Consider the following 16,766-nt stretch of genomic DNA (forward strand, 5'->3'; position numbering starts at 1 on the left):
AATGGAAGCCAACCTAACTGATCATGTTTGGGATATGGAAGAGATTATCGCGATCATGGACGAACGCGCGCCGAGGCCGGGTCGCCCGAAAACTTACAAAAAGAAGATTTCAGACTGATGCACTACCCGGCGTTTCACCATCCCAGCCTTGAAAATCAGTCTTATGACTGTCCGCATCGCCGGGGTCGGGCCATGTCACGCGCCATTTGTATCGTGGGTTCGGACCGTCAACCATGCGCGAAATGTTTTGCAAATCTCGTTTTGTTCTACTGTTTTCGGTTAGAAATAGGAGGTTGTTTTGCAGCGGGAAAGCCGATGTTTCCGGCGTTCCTCAGAGATTTTAAGTCTCTTGCGTCTACCAGTTTCGCCACGTCCGCTTGGCTTGTCTTTCAACAAGTTCCAAGCCTTTGGTCAAGACGTGTTTCGCCCTTGCCGACACAGTTTGCCCAGTGTGGCACGGTCTGGCACAGTTTGATGCTGGGGTAGGTAGCGCGAAAACCCGACGCTACTTGTCGTCGACGACGGCCTCGGGGCGATCACCGCCGTCGGCGTGCTCGAAATGCCAGGCACCGCTCTGATCCTGAAAGCTGATCTCCTCATCGTCGCCACCGACCTGCTGTTCAGCGGCAGCCGCCTTTGCGGCCGCAAGGGCCATGTCCCGGGTGGGAAAGCTTTCGGAAAATACATCGGCAAGCTTGTAGGCCCAGCCGCCATCGTGCGGGACGATCATGTAGACAATTCTCGACATAGGTTTCTCCCTTCGGCCGTCCGTTGCTGCGGACCAACCCTGCCCAGATAAACGGAGGTGATGCCATCTGGTTCCCGAGCGATCGTGTCGTTTCGAAGGTTCGCGTCGCCCTGCGGATCATTCTAGCATGAAACGGGCGGTGCCGGCCATCTGCTGTTCATCCACAGCATCTGCAATGCGCCGACCGAAGCGCCATAAACGACGAAGGGCGACCGTTTGGTCGCCCTCAAATCCTGTTCCAATGGCAAAACCCTGCGGGGTCAAGCCGAAAGCTTGGCCGCGATCTTGGCGACATGGGCACCCTGATAGCGGGCGGCTTCGAGCTCGATCTCGGACGGCTGGCGCGCGCCGTCGCCACCGGTAATCGTCGAGGCACCGTAGGGTGAACCACCCTTGACTTCCTCGACGCCCATCTGGCCCTGGAAGGCATAGGGCAGGCCGACAACGACCATGCCGTGGTGCATGAGTGTCGGGATGAAGCCGAGGATGGTGGATTCCTGGCCGCCGTGCTGGGTCGCGGACGAGGTGAACACCGACCCGACCTTGCCGACAAGCGCGCCGCTCATCCACAGGCCGCCGGTCTGGTCGACGAAGCTGCGCATCTGCGAGGCAACCGTGCCGTAGCGGGTGCCGGCACCAAAGATGATGGCGTCGTATTCGGCGAGTTCCGAAGGCGTTGCGATCGGCGCGGACTGGTCGAGCTTGAAATGCTGCGCCTTTGCTACATCTTCAGGCACGAGTTCAGGGACGCGCTTCACTGTCACGTCTGCGCCTGCCGACTTTGCACCTTCCGCCACGGCATAGGCCATGGTTTCGATATGCCCATATGCCGAATAATAGAGAACCAGTACCTTGGCCATCGTGATCTCCTTTTGACGTTCGGCAATTCCACTTGATTGCCCCTGCGCTTAGGAACTAACAGTTTGATAGCCAACGACCAGAAGCGAACGGGGCGACAGACTGTTCGACAGAAATTGACAGTGACGCATTTACGTTGAACGATCCCAGCCACGCACAGGATTTCCCATGATAGAAAATACGATCGTCACCGCTGCCATGCTTGCCATTGGCGATGAACTTCTGTCCGGCCGAACGAAGGACAAAAACATCGGGCACCTCGCCGACGTGCTGACGCTGGCGGCGATCGACCTGAAAGAGGTGCGCATCGTCTCCGACGACGAAGCAGCCATCGTTGCCGCCGTCAACGCCCTGCGCGGGCAGTATGACTATGTCTTCACCTCCGGCGGCATCGGCCCGACGCATGACGATATCACGGCGGATGCGGTGTCGCGCGCCTTCGGCGTCGAATGCGTGCATGATCCGGAGGCGATGGTGCTTCTGGCGGCGATGTACGAGCGGCGCGGCATGGAGTTCACGGAGGCCCGCCGGCGCATGGCGCGCATGCCGAACGGTTCGCGCCACATCCCGAACGCCGTCTCGACCGCACCGGGTTTCATCATCGGCAATGTGCACGTCATGGCCGGCGTACCGCAGGTGTTCCAGGCCATGCTGAACGCGATCCTGCCGGAACTGAAAACCGGCACGGCCGTGCTCTCCCGCTCCGTACTTTCCCCCTTCGGCGAAGGCGACATTGGTGGGCCGCTGACGCTGGTGCAAAAAGCCCATCCGGAGACCAGCATCGGCTCCTACCCGAAATTCGACGGGCGGAATTTCTCGACAGACATCGTCATCCGGGCCCGCGACGAGACGGTGCTGGCTGCAGCCGAGGCCGCCGTGGTTGCGATGATGGCGGATATCACCGCTGCCAAGGCTGGACAGTTTCCTGCGGCCGACTAGCAAATGACATCCTAACGGTCGCCAGGGCCGCAGGCGCAGAGCTTGCGGTCCTGATCGAACCGGTCATCCTCGCCTGATCGATCGACCACGATCGTGGCACCGCGGGCCAAGACAGGTCGCTAGTTTTCAGCGATCTTGAACGGTTGATCGATGCTCGTGCGCTTGCCGCTGTTCACGTCGTTGAAATGGAAACGCAGGATATAGTCGCCGGCCGGTGCGTCGCTGACATCGATGGTCAGTGTCGAATAGATTTCCTGATTGCGGAAAAAGCCGGTGAAGGTGAAATCGCCAAACGCCTTCTGGCCGGCAAGTACATCGCCGGCCGGATTCAGGATATCGAAATCGACGGTAAAATGTGTCTCGATCTTGCCTTGCACAGCCGACTGCTTCCAGCTCAGGCCAATCGGCTCGACATAGGAAATCAGCGATTCCCCGGCCTTGAAAACCGGCTCCTCCTTCGGCTCGTACATTGCATAGCCGGCCGGATCGGATTTCACGAAAACCGCCTTGCCGAGCGAGAAGGGCAGGGATTCGGAGAAATCGCTGATCGCCTGGCGCAGGACGTCATGGGCACCGATCGCATCGCCGCTCGCGGCAAGTCCTTCGGCCTTGGCCGCCGCCTCCGCCAGAGGGCCGGCCGACGCCATCCCGGCCTGAGCAAAAATCGCGCTTGCCGCCAAGATGGCGCTCGCTGCCGCGCCTCGAAACCCTCGCATCATGACCATCCCCCATACTCGCCAAACCTCTGGAAAGAGTTCTGCATTTACACGGGCAAGTCAAGGTGAACGACGCGTTGGACGCCGGGCTATCGCGCCTATAAGACGAGTAAACTTATCACCTTATAATTCTCACCAGTGGCATCTGCAGCGTTGATGTGTCATAGGGCCCCAACCGAACATCGATGGAAGACAGACGACCATGACCCGCCAGGACGTCGAGACCGCTGCCGAGGCGCTGCGTAGCCTTTTTCCAGCAACGCCGCTGCAGCTCAACGAGCATCTGAGCACGCGCAACAACGCCTCGATCTACCTGAAGCGCGAGGACCTCTCGCCGGTGCGCTCCTACAAGATCCGTGGGGCCTTCAACTTCTTCCGCAAGGTGATCGCTTCCGGCGGGACGGGCAAGACCTTCGTCTGCGCGTCGGCCGGAAACCATGCACAGGGCTTCGCTTTCGTCTGCCGCCATTTCGGCGTGCCGGGGGTGGTGTTCATGCCGGTGACGACACCGCAGCAGAAAATCGACAAGACGCGCATGTTCGGTGGCCCGTTCATCACCATCAAGCTGTTCGGTGACTTCTTCGACCAATGCTATAAAGCAGCGCAGGAACACGTTGAAGATATTGATGGTTTCATGGTTCCGCCATTTGATCATGCCGATATCATCGAGGGCCAGGCAACGGTTGCCGCCGAAATTCTGGAACAACTACCGGACGGCGTTGTGCCTGATCTTGTTGTCCTCCCGGTCGGTGGAGGCGGGCTGTCGGCCGGGGTCACCGGCTTCCTCGATGGCACCGTCAGCTCCGAGGCGTTCCTGTTTTGTGAACCGGCCGGCGCGCCAAGCCTCAAGCGCAGCCTCGAAGAAGGCATGCAGGTGACGCTCGACCAGGTCGACAACTTCGTCGATGGTGCTGCCGTCGCCCGGATCGGAACACTGAATTTTGCAGCCTTGCGACGCTTTTCGGCAGAACAGGTCATGCTTTTGCCGGAGAACGCCATCTGCGTGACGATCACCGACATGCTGAACGTCGAAGGTGTTGTGCTGGAGCCTGCCGGCGCCCTGTCGATCACCGCGCTGGAGACGCTGGGACGGGAACGGCTGGAGGGCAAGACCGTCGTGGCTGTGGTGTCCGGCGGCAATTTCGATTTCGACCGCCTGCCGGACGTGAAGGAACGGGCGATGCGGCATTTGGGTCTGAAGAAATACTTCATCCTGCGCATGGCCCAGCGACCGGGCGCGCTCAAGGATTTCCTCAACATGCTCGGCGAGGAGGACGACATTGCCCGCTTCGAATATCTGAAGAAATCGGCGCGCAATTTCGGCTCGATCCTGATCGGCATCGAGACACGCCGCCCGGAAAACTTTCCCCGCCTAAAGGCCGCCTTCGATGCTGCCGGAATCCGCTACCAGGACATTACCGACAATGAAATTTTGTCTAACCTTGTTATTTAGGTAATAATATCAAGTGTTTGTGACAATATTTTAATGTAAAATGCAAGATCGAAATCTTGAATCTGATCTCTGATGGACCCTCCCTTAGACTTCGGTAAATGCCTGAAAACGCACGTTCTCCGACGTTCCGGTCTATTGGATTTCATGGTGGCTGTTTTGGACAACGGGTCTTGGAGACAGCCATTCGTCATGGTAAGTCATCGAACATGGCTTCGTTTTTCTCAAAATTGTTCGGCTTGTCCGGTGGTGCGGCAAAGGATGCGGAGACGCTTCCCGGCAAGACCGAGACCTATGCAGATTGCCGGATTACGGCCGCACCGAAGCGGGAGGCGTCACAGTATCGGCTGGGCGGTATCATCGAGAAGGAAATCGACGGGCAGATGCGCGCGCGCTCCTTCATCCGCGCCGACGTGTTCAGTTCCGAGCAGGATGCGACAGACGCCGCCTTTCGCAAGGCCCGCCAGATCATCGACCAGCACGGTTCATCGCTGTTTGCAGACGACGCACCGACCCGTCAGGTCTGACGTTTTTCCAGGAGTTTGAGAACGGCGGCCGCAGGGCCGCCGTCTCTGTTTTCAGCGCCCTGAGAGGGCAATGCGGAAGCCCGCAAACCCGCCGATGCCGTCGCTTGGCCTTCACAATCATGACGCCCTTGGCGGACCCGGCATAGGCCTTGGCCTTCTGGCTGCTGTCGAAGAGAATGGTGGTTCCGACAGGCGGCGAAAACGTCCGGTTGGCGTCGGCCGAAGGGTTGATGGTGCCTTCGGCTACAATGTCGAGGACGCTCGGGTCGCGGTTCGTATCCGGTGCGACGAAGACAATCTTCTTGGGACCGATATCCGAAAAACTCCCGCCGCCGCCGGTGCGGATTTTACCATGTCTTCTAAAATTAATTTCATTTAATCAATATCTTGTCAAAACATATGAAGATATCGGATTAGGTTCAATCCAGTGTTATCGTCATGCGGCCTTCTCGCAGTACAGTGGCTGGGATGGAGCGATGCTCGACCTGGGCGGCGGGCAGCCACTCCGGCTCGTCAACGCCAGGGTCGACGACCGTCTTGTCGGGCCAACGATGGAGCATCCGGCCCCGCTTGCGAACGAGAGCAGAGGCTCCGCAGATCTCGGGATACGCATCCTAAAGTCTTCTTTAAATTTGTCGTTTACGACTCGGTCCCATGCAATCAAAGTGACGCGTGCCATGGCCAATGTTTTTTTGTTTCTCGGTGAAGCGCTCGTCTATGTGACGATCATGATCACACTTCTCCACCTGCGACACAGGCTGGGGCTCGGTGTGTTCATCGCAGCACTCGGTGTGATGCACTTCATAGAGACCTATCTGGCCGCCGTGTTCTACGTACAATTGCCTTTCGGGGTGATCTCGCCCGGTTCCGCCGTACTGTTTTCCGGCAAGCTGATGATGATCCTGCTTCTCTACGTCAAGGAGGATGCAGCGACGGTGCGCCAGCCGATCTACGGCCTGCTGGTTGGCAATTTTCTGACCGTCGCGCTTGGACTGATCCTGCAGCAGCATGTCACTGTGTCGATCGTCCCGGGGCGCATCGCCGATCTCGCCTTCATCGACGAGATGGGCTGGCTGATGGTTTGGGGCACGCTGCTGCTCTATCTCGATTCGATTCTGATTATCCTGCTCTACGAACGCTTCGGGCGGCGCCTGCGGCGATTCCTGACGCTGCGGTTTTTTCTCTGCGGCGCCGCCGTGCTGACCTTCGACCAGGCCGGCTTCTATATCGCGCTGCATGCCCTGAACGGCGCGCCGGCAGATGTTTTCTGGGGCGGTTGGCTGGCAAAGATGGGAGCGGCCGCTTTCTACGCGGTGCTGCTCGGTGCCTATCTGCATTTGTCCAACCATACGGCACTTGCAGTATCCCGCCGTCCGATCGGCGATATTTTCAATGATCTGACATTTCGCGAACGCTACGAGGACCTCCTGTCGCGCTCCGGACGCGACAGCCTGACGGGGACGCTGGATCGTGGCCGTCTTGAACACGACGGTATGCGGCTGATCCGCAATGCCGTTGCCGCCGGCACGCCGACGAGTGTGATGATCATCGACGCCGATCACTTCAAGGCCGTCAACGACCGGCTGGGCCACCCGGAGGGAGATCGCGTCCTGAAGGCGACCGTCGCCGCCATGCAGGCCCGTCTCACTGCCGCCGACCATCTGTTCCGATATGGCGGCGAGGAATTCGTGATCGTCAGCGAGACCATGAATGCCGCATTGGCTCTGGCGCACGCCGAAGGCATCCGGGCAAGTGTCGAGGCAAGCGTCCGCACGTGCGACAATGCCGTCGTCACCATCAGCATCGGGATTGCATCGACACCCCAGGATGGCGCCACGCTCAAGGACCTGCTGTCGCGCGCGGACAGCATGCTCTATCGCGCCAAGGACAAGGGGCGCAACCGGGTGGAAAGCAGCATTTCCTGACGTGCTGGCCTGAACGTGCGCTCAGACGCCGACGTTCGGGCGATCGATGATCTCGCGCAGCGAAAAACTGGAATTGATCTTCACCACATGCGGCAGGGCCGACAGCCAGTCGCGATGGATGCGCTCATAGTCCTCCAGATCTTTAGCCGCGACACGCAGGATATAGTCGTATTCTCCGGACATGAGGTAGCAGACCAGCACATTGGGGCAGAGCTTGACCGCCGCCTCGAACTCGGTGAGCGTCTTTGCAAACTGGCCGGACAGCGAAATGTGCACCACGACCATGATACGGTAGTCGAGCGCCTTGTGCGACAATCGCGCGTGATAACCGCTGATGACGCCGGTCTTTTCAAGGATGTCGACACGCCGAGAACAGGCGGATGCGGACAGGCCGATCTTCTCGGCAAGCTCGGCATTGGCGATGCGTCCGTTCTGCTGCAGAATCCTTAAAATTGCAGCATCGATTGTGTCTACCGCCATGGATCGCGTTTCCTTCGAAAATTTTCATTTGTGCGCAACATTATTCGAAAAAGATCGTTTTTCAACTCTGCCTTTGCAAGGACATGCCACGCTGTTTCTGGTTGGCTAGCAGTGTCGAGGAAAGGGGCATCTGCCCAAGAAGAGAGGAACGCGTATGCGTATCGGTTGTCCGAAGGAAATCAAAAACCATGAATATCGTGTTGGCCTGACCCCGGGCGCGGTGCGCGAATATGTGGCGCACGGCCATGAGGTTATTGTCGAGACCAAGGCGGGGGCGGGGATCGGCGCCGAGGACGACGCCTATCGTGGCGCCGGCGCGAAGATTGTCGCGACCGCCAAGGACGTGTTCGACCGGTCCGACATGATCGTCAAGGTCAAGGAGCCGCAGCCTTCGGAATGGGCGCAGCTGCGCGATGGCCAGATCCTCTATACCTATCTTCATCTTGCGCCGGACCCGGAGCAGACCAAGGGCCTGCTGGGATCGGGCGTGACCGCGATTGCCTATGAGACCGTGACGGATGATCGCGGCGGGCTGCCGCTGCTGGCACCGATGTCGGAAGTCGCTGGACGGCTGGCGATCCAGGCGGGCGCGACCGCACTCCAGAAAGCCAATGGCGGCCGCGGTATCCTGCTGGGCGGCGTACCGGGCGTCCTGCCGGCGAAGGTCACCATTCTCGGTGGCGGCGTCGTCGGGCTGCATTCCGCCCGCATGGCCGTTGGCCTCGGTGCCGACGTCACCATTCTCGACCGCTCCATCCCGCGCCTGCGCCAGCTCGACGAGCTTTTTGGCGGACGCGTCCATACGCGTTTTTCAACGATCGACGCGCTTGAAGAAGAGGTGTTCTCGGCTGATCTGGTGATTGGCGCCGTGCTCATCCCCGGTGCTGCGGCGCCCAAGCTGGTGACCCGCGAAATGCTGTCCGGCATGAAAAAAGGCGCCGTCATCGTCGACGTCGCCATCGACCAGGGCGGATGTTTCGAAACCTCGCATGCAACGACCCATTCGGATCCGACCTATGAAGTCGATGGCGTGGTGCATTATTGCGTCGCCAACATGCCGGGTGCCGTGCCCGTGACATCGGCGCAGGCCCTGAACAATGCCACGCTCTACTATGGGCTGCAGCTTGCCGACAGGGGGCTCAAGGCGATCGCCGAGGATCGGCACCTGCGCGCCGGCCTCAACGTCCACCGCGGCCGCGTGACCAACCGTGCCGTGGCAGATGCGCTCGGCTATGAAAGCCACGCACCGGAAGCGGTGCTGAACGTCGCGTAGGTCTGCAAGACGACCACACCGGAAGGCGCCCGCGTCCGCGTGACGCGGCGCCTTTTCTCTGTTGATGCGACTGCGGGGTCGTTTCCGGTTCAGACCATCAGAACAGACGGGAGAGGGCCGTCATTTCCTTGTCGCTAAGCGGGGTCAGCATCTCATCGCGGGTCGAGACGGGCGAGAAGCCGAAGCGCTGGTAGAGTTGCAGCGCGCGGGGGTGGTCGAGGTTGTTGGTCGAGACCTTGACGACCTGGGGATTGTAGCTCCAGGCTGCGTACAGGGTCTGCAACAGGAACCATTTTCCGAGACCCAGTCCAAGCGCGTGCTCGAACATGCCGAAATGCGACAGTTCAACCGTATCCTCGTCCAGATGCAGCAGCTCGAAAAAGCCGGCCGGAGCGCCATTAACAGAGATCACGGAGACGGAATTGCGCTTATCGTGCAAAACCTTGCTCAGGGCTTCGTCGTCGAGCCGGAGGCGATCGACCCAATTCCAGCGCCGGCCAACCTGCAGATACAGAAAGCGGTAGAAGGGCAGCGGGATTTCGGGCACCCGCATGATCGCGGTCTGGATATTGATCGGCACAGGCAGGCTCTGCTTGGGCGGTGCCGTCATTTCCAGTTCGGTAATGTGGACCGCGATGGGTTCCGGTGTCTTGCGCATAGCCATTTCGATCATTCTTTCCCGGTAACGACAGCCGTATCGGGTTTGCTACCCCATTCCGACCAGGAGCCATCGTAAAGCGTATTGTTTGTATGGCCAAGCGATTGCAGCGCCAGCGAGATGATAGCCGCCGTCACGCCGGAGCCGCAGGTCGTAACCACAGGCCTGGAGAGATCAATGCCGGCGGCCTCGATCGTGCTGCGCAACTCTTCCAGAGACTTGAGTTTCCCGCCCTTTGAAAACACCCCTAACGGCAGGCTCCTGGCACCCGGCATATGCCCGGAGCGCATGCCGGCGCGCGGTTCGGCTTCGTCGCCGGTAAATCGTCCGACACCACGCGCATCGGCAATCTGCCGATCTCCGGATGCGATGATCGCCGACATTTCCTGAAATCCGGTCACGGCTGCGGGATCGAACACGGGTGTGAATGTTGCCGGAGCAGGCGCGGGAACCTCGGTGGTGACCGGCCGGCCTTCTGAATTCCAGCCATCCATGCCGCCATCGAGGACGAAGACATTTTTTGCCCCCATGGTGCGCAGGCTCCACCAGACGCGGGGAGCAGTAAAGATGCCAGGGCCATCATAGACGACGATCGTGTCCGTATCGCTGATGCCGAGGGCACCAACGGCCTGGGCAAAAATATCAGGCGCGGGCAGGGTGTGCGGCAGGCCGCTCGTCAGATCGGCGATCGTGTCCTGGTCGAAGAACACGGCGCCGGGAATGTGAGCCATGGCATATTCCGCCCTCGGATCGCGGTTTTGTGCCGGAAGGTACCAGGAGGCATCGACGATCTTGACAGCTGGATCATCCAGCCGCTGCTCCAGCCAATCGGGCGAAACGACGAAGGCGCTGGTGGTGTCGGGCATGCTGCAAATCTCCAGTCAGAGGACGGCGGTTTCGGGCTTGCCGAACCGGATGCGGAAGCGGCGGTTCTCCTTGCCCTTCTTCTCGATCCTGGCAATGAAGATTTCGCCGACTTCCTGTGTTTCGGACACATGGGTGCCGCCGCAGGGCTGGCTGTCGATCGCGGCGTTTTCGCCGATGCAGACGAGACTGACCCGGCCAAGGCCGACCGGTGGGCGGACGTTCTTGGATTTGACGATGCCTGGATTGGCCATCAACTCGGCATCGGTGATCCATTGCAGGTAGACAGGATGGTTGGCATTCACCAGGCTCATCATATCGGCGGTGACGCTATCCTTGTCGATTGTCTCACCCATGTCGAAATCGACACGGCTTTCTTCTTCGCCAACGGCAGCCCCGGTGATCGGGTAGGGACAGACGACAGACAGAAGATGGCAGGCGGTGTGCATGCGCATCAGGCGGTAGCGGCGGGTCCAATCGACGTGCAGGACGAGCTTTTCGCCGATGTCGGGGACAGGCTGCGCATCGGCCGGGACATGGAGGATGACGTCCTTGGTATCGCCGTGCCGCGTGCTTGCGATCTCGATTCGGCTGCCGTCGGCGCGCTCTAAAAATCCGCTATCGCCCGGTTGGCCACCGGACGTCGCGTAGAAGCAGGTCTGGTCGAGGACGATGCCGCCATCCGCGATAACTGCCGTGACGATTGCTTCCGTTGTCGAGAGATAAAAATCATTACGGAACAGGGCAATCGTCGGCAGTGTCATGGTCATGCTATCCAGCGGGTTCGTAGGGCACGGAAATATCGGACGTTCTGCTCAACCAGGCCGGAACCGGCAGGCCCTTGGACGTCAGGAATGCCGGGTTGAACAGTTTTGACTGATAGCGGTTACCATAATCACAGAGGATCGTCACGATGGTATGTCCGGGTCCCAGATCTTTTGCGAGGCGAATGGCGCCGGCGATATTGATGCCCGAGGAGCCACCCACGCAGATGCCCTCGTTCTCGATCAGGTCGAAGACCAACGGGATCGCTTCGCTGTCGGGGATCTGGTAGGAAAAGTCCGGGGTGAAGCCTTCAAGGTTGGCGGTGATCCGCCCCTGGCCGATGCCCTCGGTGATCGATCCACCGGAGGATTTGAGTTCGCCGGCGCTGTAGAAGTTGTGAAGTGCCGCACCATCGGGATCCGCAAGGCCGATCTTGATATTCGGGTTGCGCGCCTTCAGGCCATCAGAAACACCGGCAAGCGTGCCGCCGGAACCGACGGCGCAGATGAAGCCATCGACCTTGCCGTCGGTATCGCGCCAGATCTCCGGTGCCGTGGTTTCGACATGGGCTTCGCGATTGGCAATATTGTCGAACTGGTTTGCCCAGATCGCCCCCTTCGGTTCCGTCTTCGCCAGTTGCGCGGCGAGTCGGCCGGAAAGCTTCACGTAGTTGTTCGGATTGCGGTAGGGGACCGCCGGAACCTCGACGAGTTCCGCGCCGAGCAGACGCAACGCATCCTTCTTTTCCTGGCTCTGGGTTTCCGGAATGACGATCACGGTGCGATACCCCAGCGCCTGCGCAACGAGCGCGAGGCCGATACCGGTATTGCCGGCCGTTCCCTCGACAATCACGCCGCCGGGCTGCAGCGCACCGGTCTTTTCCGCGTGGCGTATGATCGAAAGTGCCGCACGATCCTTGACCGACTGGCCCGGATTGAGGAATTCGGCCTTGCCGAGAATCGTGCAGCCCGAGACCTCCGACGCGCCCTTGAGACGAATCAACGGCGTGTTGCCGATGGCATCGAGAACGCTTGGCAGAACGGACATGGAAGAAACCTCGTGTTTGTGGCTGCTGGACCGGCCGGATGTCGCCCCAGGGCAGATCTGTCTGTCGATCGAAGAGCCGGGCGCGAGCACTTTGCCCACCCTGATCGACGAACAGCGTTAGATTGCCGTGTTTTCGGCTTGCCGACCATACAAGACAAGAAATAGTGTTTTAACAGAACGGCTCCGCAGATAAAAATTGACCACAACGGGATGAAGCGCAGGTTTCTTCACCGGTGTGATCCAAGTCTTGCGCAAAGTCGTAGGACAACGCAAGCAGGCAGCGGCTGAGACGAGACCGCAGGAAACAGGATTTGCAGCCCATGGCAGGCGATGATTTGAACACGGTGGATGCGCTGATCGCGCATTACGCGGCCGGGATCCTTCCGGAACCCGCGCGCGTTCTGGTTGCCGCGCATCTCGAGATCCAGGCCGTCAACCGCCCGAAGCTTCTTGCCTTCGAAACACTCGCCGGTGATCTCCTGGAAAAGATAGAGCCCGCCCCTATGGCGTCAAGGGAAAGCCGTCTGGAGGAGATCTTTCTTTCGAAGGTCGATACGAGCCAGCGGGCAGAGCGACCGGCGCGGCCGAAAAATGCGCTTTTGCCGCCGTCTTTGCGCGACTTTGTCGGTTTTGAAGCCGAGGATATTCCCTGGAAAACCAAGCTGCCGGGTTTCAAGGAGTATATCGTCGGTGATTTCGACGGCTTTGAAGTGAGTTTTTTCTGGATACGCCCCGGACGTGCCGTGCCGGCACACACCCACAAGGGCTGCGAGTTTTCGCTGGTCCTCGATGGTGCTTTCCAGGACGCGCGCGGCCGTTATGGACCGGGCGATATCTCGGTTGCGGATGACAGCGTCGATCACCGGCCGATCGCCGAGAACGATCGCCCCTGCATCGGATTTGCCGTCGTCGACGCGCCGCTGAAGCTCACCGGCTCTTTGCGGCAAATGATCGGCGACCTGATCGGCTAACAGCGGAACAATGCCTGCGTTGAGGCGTCTTTCCGGCAGCAGCCAAGCAAAACAGCAAGGACGTTCCATGAGCGACTATATCGCACGCCCGGACCATGGGCTCGCCTGGGTAACCGGCGCAAGTTCCGGCATTGGACGGGCTCTCGCGCTGCGGCTCGTAAGGGACGGATATGCAGTCGTCGCAACGGCGCGCGATCACGACAAGCTGGTCGCCCTGCAGCACGAGGCGCAGGGCCAGACGCGCGGAACGGCGTCCGGGCGGATCATCGTGCTCGATGGCGACGTGACGGACCCGCGCGACATGGAGCGTATCCTCTCGGCCATCGAATATGATCACGGACAGCTTTGCCTCGTCGTCCTGAATGCCGGCGTCTATCTGCCAGTGCATGGCGAGGACTTGCAACGCGACGATTTCGAAAAGACCTTTGCCGTGAACCTGCACGGCGTCGTGAACTGTCTTTTGCCAGCGATCCGGCACATGAAGGCAAATGGAAAAGGCGGGCAGGTGGCCCTGGTCTCGTCGGTCACGGGCTATGCGGGACTGCCGACAAGTGCTGCCTACGGCGCGACCAAGGCCGCATTGATCAACATGGCGGAAAGCCTGAAATTCGACCTCGACAAGATCGGCATCCGCATCCAGATCATCAATCCGGGCTTTGTCGAAACACCGGCAACGGCGCAGAACGCCTTCGCCATGCCCGCTCTCATCAGCCCCGCCGAAGCGGCCGACCGGATTGCCGACGGGCTGACATCGAAGGCTTTCGAGATCACCTTTCCGAAACGCTTCACCTATGCCCTGAAATTGCTGCGTCTCTTGCCCTATCCCGCCTATTTCTGGCTGATCAACCGCGCCACGGGTTGGAAAAAACGCCCGTTGCAGACCCATGGTCCTGGCGTGGACAAATCCGATAAGGGTCAGTCCGAAGACTGAATGCGTGTCCGCAACTGCGCCTGCATGGTTTCGTCGATCGGGAAATTCCACATCAGTGCAACGGCTGCCAGCTTCAGTGCGACGGGGATCCACGCATAGATCACCGCCAGAGCCAGCAGCGAGCCTGCCGCATTGACCGCCTGCGGCGCTGGATCGAAGCCGACGAAGGCGAGGAGCGGCAGTACCAGGCCTGCTCCGACGGCCAGCGAAAGCTTGGTCGCCAGCCCCCAGGCCGCGAAATAGAAGCCACTGCGTTGGTCGCCTGACGACGCTGTATCCGCGTCGATGACATCCGCCTGGATCGATGGCGGCAATGCCAGATCGAAACCCAGCAGAAGCCCTGTTGCCGCGCAGACCAGCGCGAACGGCACCAGCGCACCGGCCGGAAGGAAGGGTGCCACAGCAAAGATCAGGCAAGCGAGGAGCATGGCAAAGCACCAGGCGCGATGCTTGCCGAGACGACGCGCGACGAGCGTGGCCAGCGGCACGCCGGCAATGCCGCAAAGGAAATACAGAAACAGAAGCGGCCCGCGCATCTCCGGCAATTCTAGGCGTGCGGACACAAAGTAGAGAAACAGCGTCGCAGGAATACCATTGGCAAATCCGTTGAGGAAGAAGGCCGCGATCAGCCGCAGGAAGGGCCGGTTCTGGCCCAGCAGAGCCAGTGCCTCACCGAGTGCGAGCCGCTTGACCGTTGCGTCGCGCGGCTCAGGCACGATGAAGACGGCCATGCTGCCGAAAACGAGAAGCAGGACGGCGACGGTGACGCCAAGGGCTGCCAGTCCGGAAAATCCCTTTTCCTCGAATCCGATCGCAAACGGCAGGACGATGGCGATCAGCGTACCAACCAGGGTCAACGCCTCTCGGACCGCAGTCAGCGCCGTGCGCCCGTGATAGTCGGACACCAGTTCTGCCCCCCAGGCGGCATAGGGAACGGTTGCCAGCGTAAAGGCGAGCGAAATCGCCATGCCCCAGACGGCAAGCCAGCCGAGCCCCGCATCGGCCGGCGGCCAGTACAACATCAGGGCCGACAGAGACGCGACAGGAAGCGACAGCAGGAACAGCAGCCGGCGACGGCCGAAGCTCGGCTGGATGCGGTCCGCGACATAGCCCGTCAACGGATCGGTCAGGGCATCGAACAGGCGGATCACCAGCAGCACCCAGCCGACGGCAGCGATCGGAAGGCCGAGCGTTTCGGTATAATAGGTCGGCACCAGGGCATAAAGCGGCAGGCCCAGCGCTGCCAGCGGCGCGGCCGGCAGGGCATAGGCAAAAAGGACCGGGCGGCTGATGCGGCCACCGGGGCCATTGCCGTCATGCGGTCTATTCATAGACGACCTGTCTGACGTCGATGTTGCGGGCGCGGAACCCGGCCTCGCAATAGAACAGGTAGAATTCCCAGAGCCGCTTGAACCTGTTGTCGAAGCCGAGCGGTTCGATCCGGTCCCAGACGGACCAGAAGCGCTCGCGCCACTCCGCCAGCGTGCGGGCATAGTCGAGGCCGAAGCCGAAGTCGGCACTCATCTTCAGTCCGACCTTGCGGCCGAGATCAACGAGATGCTCGCGTGTCGGCAACATGCCGCCGGGAAAAACGTATTTCTGGATGAAATCCGGATTGTCCCGGTATTCCTGATAGGATTCCGGCTTGATCGTGATGATCTGCAAGCCGGCCTTGCCACCGGGTTTCAGGCAGCGCTGGACTTGCGAAAAATAGGTTGGCCAGTATTTTTCGCCGACCGCTTCGAACATCTCGATGGACACGATCCGGTCGTACTGGCCGGTCTCGTCGCGATAATCCTGGAACTTGATATCGACCTTGTCGGAAAGACCGGCCTTCTGCATCCGCTCCGTCGCAAAATCCAGCTGCTCGCGGCTGATGGTGAGGCCCGTAACCCTGCAGCCGATCTCGCTTGCGGCATATTCGGCAAAACCGCCCCAGCCACAGCCGATTTCGAGCACATGATCGCTCGCGCGAATGCCGGCGGCCTCGGCCAGCGCCTTGTATTTCGCCCGCTGGGCCGACTGAAGATCATTGGCGCCCGTCGCGAACAAGGCCGACGAGTAGGTCATGCTCGGATCAAGCCACTCGCGGTAGAAGGCATTGCCGAGGTCGTAATGGGCGGAGATATTGCGTTTCGAGCCCGACTTCGTATTGGCGTTCATCCAGTGGCGGAATTTTTCGACCAAAAGGAAGAAACCACGCGCACCATTGGCAAAATTCCGGCCCACCTCGGCATTGACAAGAAACAGTTCAAGGAAAGCCCCGACATCCGGGCTGTCCCAGTCGCCGTCCATGTAGCTCTCCGCCACCGCGATCGTGCCACCGGTGAGGGCGCGCTGCGGAAGGTTCCAGTTGTGCAGCGTGATGCTGGCCGAAGGTCCGTGCACCTTGCCCTTGATCAGCACGGTCCGCCCGTCCGGCAGGGTCAGCTTCAGCGAACCGCTCTGCATGTGCACAAGCCCCCGCAGCACCATCTGCGCCTTTGCGGGCAAGCCTTTGATGATGCGCGAAATATTGTCTGCCGAAAGCCGCTCGGCATCCTTCGGCTCGGAATAACACGTGTCTGCTGTGCTCATACAACGGTCCTCAGCAATCATTGCTCGTGGCGCAAAT

At 60.1% G+C, this 16,766-nt stretch carries 18 protein-coding genes; 8 read left to right on the forward strand and 10 right to left on the reverse strand.

What is annotated here, in order from left to right; genetic code table 11:
- Positions 1–505: 505 nt before the first annotated feature.
- Together AX760_RS04305 and wrbA are read right to left on the reverse strand one after the other, a co-directional pair.
- Positions 506–748: a DUF2188 domain-containing protein gene (locus tag AX760_RS04305; protein ID WP_071831764.1), complete on the reverse strand. Its 243-nt coding sequence runs from the start codon at positions 746–748 to the stop codon at positions 506–508.
- 260 nt (positions 749–1,008) lie between these two features.
- Positions 1,009–1,608, reverse strand: coding sequence for an NAD(P)H:quinone oxidoreductase type IV (wrbA, locus tag AX760_RS04310; RefSeq protein WP_071831765.1), 600 nt, complete (start codon positions 1,606–1,608; stop codon positions 1,009–1,011).
- A 166-nt stretch (positions 1,609–1,774) separates the two neighbouring features.
- Between wrbA and AX760_RS04315 the strand changes: the two genes are divergently transcribed.
- Positions 1,775–2,545 carry a competence/damage-inducible protein A gene (locus AX760_RS04315; RefSeq protein ID WP_071831766.1) on the forward strand — a complete coding sequence of 257 codons (771 nt, stop codon included), beginning with the start codon at positions 1,775–1,777 and terminating at the stop codon, positions 2,543–2,545.
- Between the two features lie 119 nt (positions 2,546–2,664).
- Here the strand turns inward: AX760_RS04315 and AX760_RS04320 are convergent, their stop codons facing one another.
- Entirely contained in the window at positions 2,665–3,264 is a 600-nt protein-coding gene (locus AX760_RS04320; protein WP_139276205.1) for a hypothetical protein, read from the reverse strand.
- A gap of 199 nt (positions 3,265–3,463) precedes the next feature.
- On the opposite strand from AX760_RS04320, the gene ilvA reads away from it, so the two are divergent.
- From ilvA to AX760_RS04340, 4 genes are all read left to right on the forward strand, one after another.
- Positions 3,464–4,714: a threonine ammonia-lyase gene (ilvA, locus tag AX760_RS04325; RefSeq protein ID WP_071831767.1), complete on the forward strand. Its 1,251-nt coding sequence runs from the start codon at positions 3,464–3,466 to the stop codon at positions 4,712–4,714.
- Between the two features lie 206 nt (positions 4,715–4,920).
- The gene (locus AX760_RS04330) at positions 4,921–5,238 is read left to right on the forward strand and encodes an HlyU family transcriptional regulator (RefSeq protein ID WP_071831768.1); all 318 of its coding nucleotides are present in this window, start codon (positions 4,921–4,923) and stop codon (positions 5,236–5,238) included.
- 70 nt (positions 5,239–5,308) lie between these two features.
- Positions 5,309–5,617, forward strand: coding sequence for a hypothetical protein (locus tag AX760_RS04335; protein WP_071831769.1), 309 nt, complete (start codon positions 5,309–5,311; stop codon positions 5,615–5,617).
- A gap of 298 nt (positions 5,618–5,915) precedes the next feature.
- Positions 5,916–7,163 carry a GGDEF domain-containing protein gene (locus tag AX760_RS04340; protein WP_071831770.1) on the forward strand — a complete coding sequence of 416 codons (1,248 nt, stop codon included), beginning with the start codon at positions 5,916–5,918 and terminating at the stop codon, positions 7,161–7,163.
- Positions 7,164–7,184: 21 nt separating this feature from the next.
- Here AX760_RS04340 and AX760_RS04345 read toward each other — a convergent pair whose 3' ends face one another.
- A complete protein-coding gene (locus tag AX760_RS04345; RefSeq protein ID WP_071831771.1) occupies positions 7,185–7,643 on the reverse strand; it encodes an Lrp/AsnC family transcriptional regulator in 459 nt (152 codons plus the stop codon).
- 154 nt (positions 7,644–7,797) lie between these two features.
- On the opposite strand from AX760_RS04345, the gene ald reads away from it, so the two are divergent.
- The gene (gene ald, locus AX760_RS04350) at positions 7,798–8,916 is read left to right on the forward strand and encodes an alanine dehydrogenase (RefSeq protein WP_071831772.1); all 1,119 of its coding nucleotides are present in this window, start codon (positions 7,798–7,800) and stop codon (positions 8,914–8,916) included.
- A gap of 97 nt (positions 8,917–9,013) precedes the next feature.
- Here ald and AX760_RS27045 read toward each other — a convergent pair whose 3' ends face one another.
- The 4 genes from AX760_RS27045 to AX760_RS04370 are packed head-to-tail and all read right to left on the reverse strand — an operon-like array spanning position 9,014 to position 12,250.
- Positions 9,014–9,574, reverse strand: coding sequence for a GNAT family N-acetyltransferase (locus tag AX760_RS27045; protein WP_071831854.1), 561 nt, complete (start codon positions 9,572–9,574; stop codon positions 9,014–9,016).
- Between the two features lie 11 nt (positions 9,575–9,585).
- A complete protein-coding gene (sseA, locus tag AX760_RS27050) occupies positions 9,586–10,440 on the reverse strand; it encodes a 3-mercaptopyruvate sulfurtransferase (RefSeq protein WP_071831773.1) in 855 nt (284 codons plus the stop codon).
- A gap of 15 nt (positions 10,441–10,455) precedes the next feature.
- Positions 10,456–11,202: an alanyl-tRNA editing protein gene (locus AX760_RS04365; RefSeq protein ID WP_087149167.1), complete on the reverse strand. Its 747-nt coding sequence runs from the start codon at positions 11,200–11,202 to the stop codon at positions 10,456–10,458.
- A 7-nt stretch (positions 11,203–11,209) separates the two neighbouring features.
- On the reverse strand, positions 11,210–12,250 hold the full coding sequence (locus AX760_RS04370) for a cysteine synthase A (protein WP_071831774.1): 1,041 nt from the start codon (positions 12,248–12,250) through the stop codon (positions 11,210–11,212).
- 320 nt (positions 12,251–12,570) lie between these two features.
- Between AX760_RS04370 and AX760_RS04375 the strand changes: the two genes are divergently transcribed.
- Both AX760_RS04375 and AX760_RS04380 read left to right on the forward strand, forming a co-directional pair.
- Entirely contained in the window at positions 12,571–13,221 is a 651-nt protein-coding gene (locus tag AX760_RS04375; protein ID WP_071831775.1) for a ChrR family anti-sigma-E factor, read from the forward strand.
- A gap of 67 nt (positions 13,222–13,288) precedes the next feature.
- Entirely contained in the window at positions 13,289–14,152 is an 864-nt protein-coding gene (locus AX760_RS04380) for an SDR family NAD(P)-dependent oxidoreductase (RefSeq protein WP_071831776.1), read from the forward strand.
- Here the strand turns inward: AX760_RS04380 and AX760_RS04385 are convergent.
- Positions 14,137–15,483 (reverse strand): MFS transporter, encoded by a 1,347-nt coding sequence (locus AX760_RS04385; RefSeq protein WP_071831777.1) that lies wholly within the window; start codon positions 15,481–15,483, stop codon positions 14,137–14,139. The two genes, AX760_RS04380 and AX760_RS04385, sit on opposite strands and share 16 nt — an antisense overlap.
- Complete coding sequence (locus tag AX760_RS04390; RefSeq protein WP_071831778.1) at positions 15,476–16,729, reverse strand: SAM-dependent methyltransferase; 1,254 nt, start codon at positions 16,727–16,729, stop codon at positions 15,476–15,478. The genes AX760_RS04385 and AX760_RS04390 overlap by 8 nt, the downstream gene beginning before the upstream one ends.
- Between the last annotated feature and the right edge of the window lie 37 nt (positions 16,730–16,766).

This window comes from Pararhizobium antarcticum, assembly GCF_001885585.1.
In the GTDB taxonomy this organism is placed as follows: Bacteria; Pseudomonadota; Alphaproteobacteria; order Rhizobiales; family Rhizobiaceae; genus Pararhizobium; species Pararhizobium antarcticum.

Coding starts and splice junctions, on each gene's coding strand:
- AX760_RS04305 (WP_071831764.1), bottom strand. CDS start 748: ATGTCGAGAATTGTCTACATGATCGTCCCGCACGATGGCGGCTGGGCC.
- wrbA (WP_071831765.1), bottom strand. CDS start 1,608: ATGGCCAAGGTACTGGTTCTCTATTATTCGGCATATGGGCATATCGAA.
- AX760_RS04315 (WP_071831766.1), top strand. CDS start 1,775: ATGATAGAAAATACGATCGTCACCGCTGCCATGCTTGCCATTGGCGAT.
- AX760_RS04320 (WP_139276205.1), bottom strand. CDS start 3,264: ATGATGCGAGGGTTTCGAGGCGCGGCAGCGAGCGCCATCTTGGCGGCA.
- ilvA (WP_071831767.1), top strand. CDS start 3,464: ATGACCCGCCAGGACGTCGAGACCGCTGCCGAGGCGCTGCGTAGCCTT.
- AX760_RS04330 (WP_071831768.1), top strand. CDS start 4,921: ATGGCTTCGTTTTTCTCAAAATTGTTCGGCTTGTCCGGTGGTGCGGCA.
- AX760_RS04335 (WP_071831769.1), top strand. CDS start 5,309: ATGCGGAAGCCCGCAAACCCGCCGATGCCGTCGCTTGGCCTTCACAAT.
- AX760_RS04340 (WP_071831770.1), top strand. CDS start 5,916: ATGGCCAATGTTTTTTTGTTTCTCGGTGAAGCGCTCGTCTATGTGACG.
- AX760_RS04345 (WP_071831771.1), bottom strand. CDS start 7,643: ATGGCGGTAGACACAATCGATGCTGCAATTTTAAGGATTCTGCAGCAG.
- ald (WP_071831772.1), top strand. CDS start 7,798: ATGCGTATCGGTTGTCCGAAGGAAATCAAAAACCATGAATATCGTGTT.
- AX760_RS27045 (WP_071831854.1), bottom strand. CDS start 9,574: ATGCGCAAGACACCGGAACCCATCGCGGTCCACATTACCGAACTGGAA.
- sseA (WP_071831773.1), bottom strand. CDS start 10,440: ATGCCCGACACCACCAGCGCCTTCGTCGTTTCGCCCGATTGGCTGGAG.
- AX760_RS04365 (WP_087149167.1), bottom strand. CDS start 11,202: ATGACACTGCCGACGATTGCCCTGTTCCGTAATGATTTTTATCTCTCG.
- AX760_RS04370 (WP_071831774.1), bottom strand. CDS start 12,250: ATGTCCGTTCTGCCAAGCGTTCTCGATGCCATCGGCAACACGCCGTTG.
- AX760_RS04375 (WP_071831775.1), top strand. CDS start 12,571: ATGGCAGGCGATGATTTGAACACGGTGGATGCGCTGATCGCGCATTAC.
- AX760_RS04380 (WP_071831776.1), top strand. CDS start 13,289: ATGAGCGACTATATCGCACGCCCGGACCATGGGCTCGCCTGGGTAACC.
- AX760_RS04385 (WP_071831777.1), bottom strand. CDS start 15,483: ATGAATAGACCGCATGACGGCAATGGCCCCGGTGGCCGCATCAGCCGC.
- AX760_RS04390 (WP_071831778.1), bottom strand. CDS start 16,729: ATGAGCACAGCAGACACGTGTTATTCCGAGCCGAAGGATGCCGAGCGG.